General features: G+C 60.4%; 8 protein-coding genes. All 8 read left to right on the forward strand.

Going from position 1 to position 9,720, the window contains the following annotated elements; all coding sequences use genetic code 11:
* Nucleotides 1-9: 9 nt before the first annotated feature.
* Complete coding sequence (locus tag ACI77I_RS14660; RefSeq protein ID WP_094950806.1) at nucleotides 10-372, forward strand: DUF5064 family protein; 363 nt, start codon at nucleotides 10-12, stop codon at nucleotides 370-372.
* 186 nt (nucleotides 373-558) lie between these two features.
* Complete coding sequence (locus tag ACI77I_RS14665; RefSeq protein ID WP_094950805.1) at nucleotides 559-2,067, forward strand: sigma-54-dependent transcriptional regulator; 1,509 nt, start codon at nucleotides 559-561, stop codon at nucleotides 2,065-2,067.
* Nucleotides 2,068-2,417: 350 nt separating this feature from the next.
* Nucleotides 2,418-2,801, forward strand: coding sequence for a glycine cleavage system protein GcvH (gene gcvH / locus ACI77I_RS14670; RefSeq protein WP_005790845.1), 384 nt, complete (start codon nucleotides 2,418-2,420; stop codon nucleotides 2,799-2,801).
* 10 nt (nucleotides 2,802-2,811) lie between these two features.
* On the forward strand, nucleotides 2,812-5,649 hold the full coding sequence (gcvP, locus tag ACI77I_RS14675) for an aminomethyl-transferring glycine dehydrogenase (RefSeq protein WP_242152253.1): 2,838 nt from the start codon (nucleotides 2,812-2,814) through the stop codon (nucleotides 5,647-5,649).
* Nucleotides 5,650-5,837: 188 nt separating this feature from the next.
* Nucleotides 5,838-7,214, forward strand: coding sequence for an L-serine ammonia-lyase (locus ACI77I_RS14680; RefSeq protein ID WP_406997827.1), 1,377 nt, complete (start codon nucleotides 5,838-5,840; stop codon nucleotides 7,212-7,214).
* Between the two features lie 39 nt (nucleotides 7,215-7,253).
* On the forward strand, nucleotides 7,254-8,378 hold the full coding sequence (gene gcvT / locus ACI77I_RS14685) for a glycine cleavage system aminomethyltransferase GcvT (protein ID WP_406997828.1): 1,125 nt from the start codon (nucleotides 7,254-7,256) through the stop codon (nucleotides 8,376-8,378).
* A 393-nt stretch (nucleotides 8,379-8,771) separates the two neighbouring features.
* Nucleotides 8,772-8,984 (forward strand): cold-shock protein, encoded by a 213-nt coding sequence (locus tag ACI77I_RS14690; protein ID WP_406997829.1) that lies wholly within the window; start codon nucleotides 8,772-8,774, stop codon nucleotides 8,982-8,984.
* Between the two features lie 94 nt (nucleotides 8,985-9,078).
* Complete coding sequence (locus ACI77I_RS14695) at nucleotides 9,079-9,567, forward strand: RDD family protein (RefSeq protein ID WP_094950800.1); 489 nt, start codon at nucleotides 9,079-9,081, stop codon at nucleotides 9,565-9,567.
* The last annotated feature ends 153 nt before the right edge of the window (nucleotides 9,568-9,720 follow it).

Below are 9,720 nucleotides of genomic sequence, written 5' to 3' on the forward strand. Positions count from 1 at the left end.
GAAACGCCTATGGCCACCTTTGAACCCGGTCACTTGCACGTCGAACGTCACGCGCTCAACAAGGATGACTACAGCTACAACCTGTGCATCGACTACGAGGTCATCCAGGATCCAAAGGAAGGCAAGGGAATGCTCTTCAAACTGCACGGATCGGTGCAAGGCAAGGACCTTAAGGAAGAGTTCTTCCTGCCCAAGGACCAGGCATTTGATTTCGCCCGGCACGCGATGAACCGCGCGCAGAAGTATGGGATGCCGAAGATTGCGACGCTTAACGGGCAGATGCACAAGCAGTACGACCTGATGTTTGAGGATGTACGGCATCAGTTGGATGTGAAGTCGGGAGATCCGGTCAAGCCCGAACACCTGGAATAACCCCGCTCCCACAGCCAAAACAGATCAACTGTGGGGGCTGGCTTGCCTGCGATAGCGGTGGATCAGTCGCCGCAAATATTGACTGATCGTTCGCCATCGCAGGCAAGCCAGCCCCCACATTTTTGATCTCTATCACCTGTCAGGCATACTTGCCGCCTCAAGCTCCCCAGAATTGTCAGCCGCCCCATGCGTATCCACGTCAGCTTTATCGACCGCGTCGGCATTACCCAGGAAGTCCTGGCCTTGCTCGGTGGGCGCAATCTCAACCTGGATGCGGTGGAGATGGTGCCGCCCAACGTCTACATCGACGCCCCGACACTGAGCGCCGAGGTGCTCGAAGAGCTGCGCGACGCGCTGTTCAGCGTGCACGGCGTACAGGCGGTCACCGTGGTCGACATCCTCCCTGGCCAGCGCCGCCACTTGCAGCTCGACGCCTTGCTGGCGGCCATGACCGACCCGGTGCTGGCCCTGGACAGCGCCGGCAAGATCCTGCTGGCCAACCCGGCGCTGATCGCCCTGTACGGCCGCGAGCCGGCCGGGGAAAGCATCAGCGAACTGTTCAACGACCCCGCGCTGCTGGGCACCTTGCTGGAACACGGCTTTCGCCTGCCCCTGCGCGAAATCAGTGTGAACGGCCAGACCCTGTTGCTGGACGCCACACCAATCACCGACGCCGGCGCCCTGCTGACCCTGTACCCGCCCAACCGCATCGGCGAACAGCTGTCGGCACTGCACCATGACCATGCCGAAGGGTTTGATGCGTTGTTGGGCGAGTCCCCAGCGATTCGCACCCTCAAGGCCCGTGCGCAGCGCGTCGCCGCACTGGATGCACCGTTATTGATCCAGGGCGAAACCGGCACCGGCAAAGAGCTGGTGGCGCGTGCCTGCCACGCCATCAGCGCGCGCCACAGTGCGCCGTTTTTGGCCTTGAACTGCGCAGCGTTGCCGGAAAACCTCGCCGAGAGTGAACTGTTCGGTTACGCCCCCGGCGCCTTTACCGGTGCGCAGCGCGGCGGTAAGCCGGGGCTGATGGAGTTGGCCAACCAGGGCACCGTTTTTCTTGATGAAATCGGCGAGATGTCACCGTATTTGCAGGCCAAGCTGCTGCGTTTTCTCAACGATGGCAGCTTCCGCAGGGTGGGCGGCGACCGTGAAGTGAAGGTCAATGTGCGCATCCTCAGCGCCACCCACCGCGACCTGGAAAAGATGGTCAGCGAGGGCACGTTTCGCGAAGACCTGTTCTACCGCCTCAACGTGCTCAACGTCGAAGTACCGCCGCTGCGTGAGCGCGGCCAAGACATCCTGCTGCTCGCCCGCTACTTCATGCAGCAGGCCTGCGCGCAGATCCAGCGCCCGGTGTGCCGCCTGGCGCCCGGCACTTACCCGGCGCTGCTGGGCAACCGCTGGCCGGGCAACGTTCGGCAACTGCAAAACGTGATCTTCCGCGCCGCCGCCATTTGCGAAAGCAGTTTGGTGGACATCGGCGACCTGGACATCGCCGGCACCTCGGTGGCGCGCCAGAGCGACGGCGAAGTCGACAGCCTGGAACAGGCGGTGGAAGATTTCGAGCGCAGCCTGCTGGAGAAGCTCTACGCCAGTTACCCCTCGACCCGCCAACTGGCCAGCCGCTTGCAGACCTCGCACACAGCCATCGCCCATCGCCTGCGCAAGTACGGCATCCCCAGCAAACCCTGACTGAATAAACGCAGTCCAAATGTGAGAGCTGGCTCGCCTGCTCCCACAGTGATCGCATTCCACACAAAATTGGGTCTGAGAACGACATCGACTGTACTGAAAGCGCTACAGCGTAACGATATCGCTACAACCCTGTTTTTTGCGCGCCATGCAAGGCTTTGATCCACATAGGCTTTTTTTCACAAGCCCGACTGTAGCGAAATCGCTACAGCCAAAACGTCTAACGCCATAACCAATTTTATTAACTTGTTGATTTACAACAACTTAATGACATTGGCCGCGATATTGCTAAGTAACTCCTCATTATTCCAATCCCGTCCACCAGACGAATCTGGCCCTGAGGAGTTTCCATGAGCGAGTTGCGTTTCACTGAAGATCACGAATGGCTGCGCGCCGAAGCCGATGGCAGCGTCACCGTGGGTATCACCGCTTTCGCGCAGAACGCGCTGGGTGATGTGGTTTTCGTGCAACTGCCGGAGTTGCAGGCCTACGACAAGGGCGCCGAAGCCTCCACCGTGGAATCGGTCAAGGCCGCGAGCGGCGTGTACATGCCGCTGGACGGCGAAGTCCTCGAAGTCAACGACAAACTCGATGGCAGCCCGGAACTGGTCAACGAAGACCCGATGGGCGAAGGTTGGTTCTTCCGCTTTAAACCCGCCGATGCCGATGCAGTGGCTAAGCTGTTGGATCAGGATGCGTACGACCGCCTGATCAAAGCCAACGCCGAAGCCTGAGGAGCGCGCCATGACTATCAATCTCAGCACCGCTAACGAATTCATCGCCCGTCATATCGGCCCGCGCCAGGAAGATGAGCAAAAAATGCTCACCAGCCTGGGCTTTGACTCCCTGGAAGCCTTGAGCGCCAGCGTGATCCCGGAAAGCATCAAGGGCACCAGCGTGCTCGGCCTGGAAGACGGCCTGAGCGAAGCCGAGGCCCTGGCCAAGATCAAGGCCATCGCCGGCAAGAACCAACTGTTCAAGACCTACATCGGCCAGGGTTACTACAACTGCCACACGCCGTCGCCGATCCTGCGCAACCTGCTGGAAAACCCGGCCTGGTACACCGCTTACACGCCGTATCAGCCAGAGATTTCCCAAGGCCGCCTGGAAGCACTGCTGAATTTCCAGACCCTGATCAGCGACCTCACCGGCCTGCCGATCGCCAACGCCTCGCTGCTCGACGAAGCCACCGCCGCTGCCGAAGCCATGACCTTCTGTAAGCGCCTGAGCAAGAACAAGAGCAGCAACGCCTTCTTCGCCTCGATCCACAGCCACCCGCAAACCCTCGACGTGCTGCGCACCCGTGCCGAGCCGCTGGGTATCGACGTGGTCGTGGGCGACGAGCGTGAACTGACCGACGTCAGCGCGTTCTTCGGCGCCCTGCTGCAATACCCGGCCAGCAACGGTGACGTGTTTGATTACCGCGCACTGACCGAGCGCTTCCACGCCGCCAACGCCTTGGTCGCGGTGGCCGCCGACCTGCTGGCCCTGACCCTGCTGACCCCACCGGGTGAGTTCGGTGCCGACGTGGCCATCGGCAGCGCGCAACGCTTTGGCGTGCCGCTGGGCTTTGGTGGCCCGCACGCGGCGTACTTCTCTACCAAGGATGCGTTCAAGCGCGACATGCCGGGCCGTCTGGTCGGTGTGTCTGTCGACCGTTTCGGCAAGCCGGCCCTGCGCCTGGCCATGCAAACCCGCGAGCAACATATCCGTCGCGAGAAGGCCACCAGTAACATCTGCACCGCCCAAGTGCTGCTGGCCAACATCGCCAGCATGTACGCCGTGTATCACGGCCCCAAAGGCCTGACCCAGATTGCCCAACGCATTCACCAGCTGACCGCGATCCTGGCCAAGGGCTTGACCGCCTTGGGCTTGAAGGTCGAGCAGGCACACTTCTTCGACACCCTGACCCTCAACACGGGCGCCAACACCGCTGCCCTGCACGACAAGGCGCACGCACAGCGCATCAACCTGCGTGTGGTCGATGCTGAGCGTCTGGGCCTGTCGGTCGACGAAACCACCAGCCAAGCCGACATCGAAGCCCTGTGGTCGATCTTCGCCGACGGCAAGGCACTGCCCGCTTTCACCAACACCGAAAGCACCCTGCCCGCCGCGCTGCTGCGCCAGTCGCCGATCCTCAGCCACCCGGTGTTCAACCGTTACCACTCCGAAACCGAGCTGATGCGCTACCTGCGCAAGCTGGCCGACAAGGACCTGGCGCTGGACCGCACCATGATCCCGCTGGGCTCGTGCACCATGAAGCTCAACGCCGCCAGCGAAATGATCCCGGTGACCTGGGCCGAGTTCGGTGCCCTGCACCCGTTCGCCCCGGCCGCACAAAGCGCCGGCTACCTGCAGCTGACTTCCGAGTTGGAAGCCATGCTCTGCGCGGCCACCGGCTATGACGCCATCTCGCTGCAACCTAACGCCGGTTCCCAGGGTGAATACGCAGGCCTGCTCGCCATCCGCGCCTATCACCAGAGCCGTGGCGAAGAGCGTCGCGACATCTGCCTGATCCCATCGTCGGCCCACGGTACTAACCCTGCTACCGCCAACATGGCCGGTATGCGCGTGGTGGTCACCGCCTGCGATGCACGTGGCAACGTCGACATCGAAGACCTGCGCGCCAAGGCCATCGAGCACCGCGAACACCTCGCCGCGCTGATGATCACCTACCCGTCCACCCACGGCGTGTTCGAAGAAGGCATCCGCGAAATCTGCGGCATCATTCACGACAACGGCGGCCAGGTGTACATCGACGGCGCCAACATGAACGCGATGGTCGGCCTGTGCGCACCGGGCAAGTTCGGTGGCGACGTGTCCCACCTGAACCTGCACAAGACCTTCTGCATCCCGCACGGCGGTGGCGGCCCGGGCGTTGGCCCAATTGGCGTCAAATCCCACCTCACGCCGTTCCTGCCCGGCCACGCGGCCATGGAACGCAAGGAAGGCGCGGTGTGCGCGGCGCCATTCGGCAGCGCGAGCATCCTGCCGATCACCTGGATGTACATCAGCATGATGGGCGGCGCGGGCCTCAAGCGCGCGTCCCAACTGGCGATCCTGAATGCCAACTACATTTCCCGTCGCCTCGAAGAGCATTACCCAGTGCTCTACACCGGCAGCAATGGCCTGGTGGCGCACGAATGCATCCTCGACCTGCGTCCCTTGAAAGACAGCAGCGGCATCAGCGTCGACGACGTGGCCAAGCGCCTGATCGACTTCGGCTTCCACGCGCCGACCATGTCGTTCCCGGTGGCGGGCACCTTGATGATCGAGCCGACCGAAAGCGAATCCAAGGAAGAACTGGACCGCTTCTGTGACGCGATGATTGCCATCCGCGAAGAGATCCGCGCGGTGGAAAACGGCACGTTGGACAAGGACGACAACCCACTGAAAAACGCGCCGCACACGGCTGCTGAAATCGTCGGTGAATGGAGCCACCCGTACAGCCGTGAACAAGCGGTGTACCCGGTTGCGTCGTTGATCGAAGGCAAGTACTGGCCGCCGGTTGGCCGGGTCGACAACGTGTTTGGCGATCGCAATTTGGTGTGTGCGTGCCCGTCGATCGAGAGCTACGCGTAACCTGAGGTTGTACCCGATTTAATGCAGAAGCTGGCTTGTGTGGGAGCTGGCTTGCCTGCGATAGCATCACCTCGGTCTACCTGATAGACCGAGGTGCCTGCATCGCGGGCAAGCCCGGCGCCCACACAGTCCTCCTCCACCATTTGACCGAGTACGCCTGAAAAATAATAAGAAACCGGAGAACAACCATGTCCCTTAGCGTGTTCGACCTGTTCAAGATTGGCATCGGCCCCTCCAGCTCCCACACCGTTGGCCCGATGCGCGCCGCCGCCCGATTTGTCGAGGGCCTTAAGCGCGACAACCTGCTAAGCACCACCTCCGGCATCAAGGTGGAACTCTATGGCTCGCTTGGCGCCACTGGCAAAGGCCACGGCAGCGACAAGGCCGTGCTGCTGGGCCTGGAAGGTGAGCACCCGGACACCGTGAATACCGAAACTGTCGCCGCACGCCTGGCGCAGATGCGCAGCGACGGTCGCTTGAACCTGCTCGGTGAACACAGCATTGCGTTCAACGAGAAAGAACACCTGGCGATGATTCGCAAACCCCTCGCCTACCATCCTAACGGCATGATCTTTCGTGCGTTTGACGCCGCCGGCATCCAGGTTCGCAGCCGCGAGTACTACTCGGTCGGCGGCGGTTTTGTGGTGGATGAAGACGCCGCCGGCGCTGACCGGATTGTCGAAGACACCACGCCCCTGACCTTTCCCTTCAAGCACGCCAAGGACTTGCTTGGCCATTGCGCCACCTATGGGCTGTCGATCAGCCAGGTGATGCTGACCAATGAAGGCGCCTGGCGCCCGGAAGCGGAAACCCGTGCCGGTTTGCTGAAAATCTGGCAGGTGATGCAAGACTGCGTAGACGCCGGCTGCCGCAACGAAGGGATTCTGCCCGGTGGTTTGAAGGTCAAGCGCCGCGCCGCCGCGCTGCATCGCCAGCTGTGCAAGAACCCCGAATCGGCGCTACGCGACCCGTTGTCGGTGCTCGATTGGGTCAACCTGTATGCGCTGGCGGTCAACGAAGAAAACGCCAACGGCGGGCGTGTGGTCACGGCGCCCACCAACGGCGCGGCCGGGATTGTGCCGGCGGTGTTGCATTACTACATGCGCTTTATTCCGGGCGCGAACGAAGACGGCGTGGTGCGCTTTCTGCTCACCGCCGCCGCCATCGGGATTTTGTACAAGGAAAACGCCTCGATCTCCGGTGCCGAAGTCGGCTGCCAGGGCGAGGTCGGCGTGGCCTGTTCGATGGCCGCAGGTGCACTGTGTGAAGTGTTGGGTGGCAGCGTGTCCCAAGTGGAAAACGCCGCCGAGATCGGTATGGAACACAACCTCGGCCTGACCTGCGACCCGATTGGCGGCTTGGTACAAGTGCCGTGCATCGAGCGCAATGCGATGGGCTCGGTCAAGGCGATCAATGCAGTGCGCATGGCCTTGCGCGGCGATGGGCAGCACTTTGTCTCCCTCGACAAGGTCATCCGCACCATGCGCCAGACCGGCGCCGACATGAAAAGCAAATACAAGGAAACCGCCCGTGGCGGTTTGGCGGTCAACATTATCGAGTGCTGACGCTTACACACGCGTCCGCACGTTTTTCAGGAGCTGAATATGTCCACCGAAACCCTGTTGAAAACCCCACTGCATGCGCTGCACCTTGAGCTGGGCGCGCGCATGGTGCCCTTCGCCGGCTACGACATGCCGGTGCAATACCCGCTGGGCGTGATGAAGGAGCACCTGCACACCCGTGAACACGCCGGGTTGTTCGACGTGTCGCACATGGGCCAGATCCGCCTGACCGGCCCGAATGCCGCCAAAGCCCTGGAAACCCTGGTGCCCGTCGACATTATCGACCTGCCGGTCGGCATGCAGCGCTACGCAATGTTCACCAATGACCAAGGTGGCATTCTTGACGACCTGATGGTGGCCAACCTGGGTAACGACGAGCTGTTCCTGGTGGTCAACGCCGCCTGTAAGGACCAGGACCTGGCGCACCTGCGCAAACACATTGGCGAGCAGTGCAGCATCGAACCGCTGTTCGAAGAACGCGCCCTGCTGGCCCTGCAAGGCCCGGCGGCGGTGAAGGTACTTGCGCGCCTGGCACCGGAAGTGACCAAGATGACCTTTATGCAGTTCGCCACCCTGCGCCTGCTGGGCGTGGACTGCTACGTCAGCCGCTCCGGCTACACGGGTGAAGACGGTTTTGAAATCTCCGTACCTTCCAGCAACGCAGAAGCGATGGCGCGTAGCCTGCTGGCCGAGACCGAAGTGCAGGCCATCGGCCTGGGCGCGCGTGACTCGCTGCGCCTGGAAGCCGGCCTGTGCCTGTACGGCCATGACATGAACACCGACACCACACCGATTGAAGCCGGCCTGCTGTGGGCGATCTCCAAGGCCCGGCGTGCCGACGGCGCACGTGCTGGTGGCTTCCCCGGCGCCGACCGGATCTTCACCCAGCAACAAGCCGGTGTAAGCCGTAAGCGTGTCGGCCTGCTGCCACAGGAACGTACCCCGGTGCGCGAAGGCGCAGAAATCGTCGATGAGCACGGCACCGTGATCGGCAGCGTGTGCAGCGGCGGCTTTGGCCCGACCTTGGGCGGCCCACTGGCCATGGGTTACTTGGACAGCGCATTCATCGCCTTGGATACCGAAGTGTCTGCGTTGGTACGTGGGAAAAAGGTACCACTGCGTGTAAGTAAAATGCCATTCGTGCCACAACGTTACTACCGTGGCTGATTGACTGTTTCTATAAGTAACGCGGTTGCGTTAACGCGCACTAAACTGTAACGCAACCGCCATAAAACAGTGCATTGACGATAGTCAATGCACTAATACTTAACCTATAACAAGTGATCAACTCTATCGAATAAATGGGATCCACATTGTTGATCAAACAGCCATGAAGCCAAGCAAAACCTGGGCTTTTGACGGGGCTTGTTTTTTCTCTATTAGTTGGCGTAGAGTTTCTTCACTGTGTTTGCATGGGTCGCTTGGAACCTGGACCTGGGCAGTAGCTGAAGTAGTTGCGCTACAACCCGTTCGACGTCTCTTACTTTCCTGCAACCCAGCCCAGTACTCTTTCATGCGAAAGGGGCTGTCATTAATTTTTAGCGTCAAGGAAATAAGAAAATGGCTGAACGTCAGAGCGGTACCGTCAAGTGGTTTAACGACGAGAAAGGGTTTGGTTTTATCACTCCAGAAAGCGGTCCGGATCTGTTCGTCCATTTCCGCGCTATTCAGGGCAACGGCTTCAAGAGCCTGAAAGAAGGCCAAAAAGTGAGCTTCATCGCCGTGCAAGGCCAAAAAGGTATGCAGGCTGACGAAGTACAAGCAGACGGTTGATCCTTACTGCGACAAAAAGCCCCTGATGGTGACATCAGGGGCTTTTTTATGTGCGTTTGCTCGTAAAATGGCTTTTTTCTCTAGAGAGACTGCCATGTCCAAACCCCTGCTGAGCCCCCAAGGCGAATTCCCCGCCGTTGGCCTGGGCCGTCGTCTGGCAGCGATGTTTTATGACTTTCTGTTGTGCACCGCCTTGCTGATCGTCACCGCGTTTGTCTACAAGCTGGTGTGGATGGCGTTTATCGGCGAAGCCAAGATGCGCACGCTCACCGAATCCGGCGCGCTGGACGGTGACCCGTTGCTGTCGACGATTTTGTTTTTTGTGTTGTTTGGTTTTTTCGCGAAGTTCTGGACCCATTCCGGGCAGACGCTGGGCATGCAGGTGTGGGGCGTGCGCGTACAGAACGCCGACGGCTCGCGGATCAGTCTGTGGCAGGCGCTGTTACGCTTTGTGGTGTCGATTGCGTCGTGGCTGTGCGTGGGGTTGGGGTTTATCTGGTCGTTGTTTGATAAGCAGAAACGCAGTTGGCATGACATTTATTCGGATACGCAGTTGGTGCGGGTTCCGAAGCAGAAGAAGTAATTCAAGGCAACCCAAATCAAATGTCGGAGCTGGCTGGCTTGCGATGCAGGTACCTCGGTCTATCAGGCAGACCTGGGTGATGCTATCGCAGCATAGGTATCTACACATTTTTTTATGGGTTGAGTTCTTTGGTTGTCGTGGGGGCGCTGGGTA

Origin of the sequence: Pseudomonas sp. D47 (assembly GCF_045447305.1) — a bacterium.
GTDB lineage: Bacteria > Pseudomonadota > Gammaproteobacteria > Pseudomonadales > Pseudomonadaceae > Aquipseudomonas.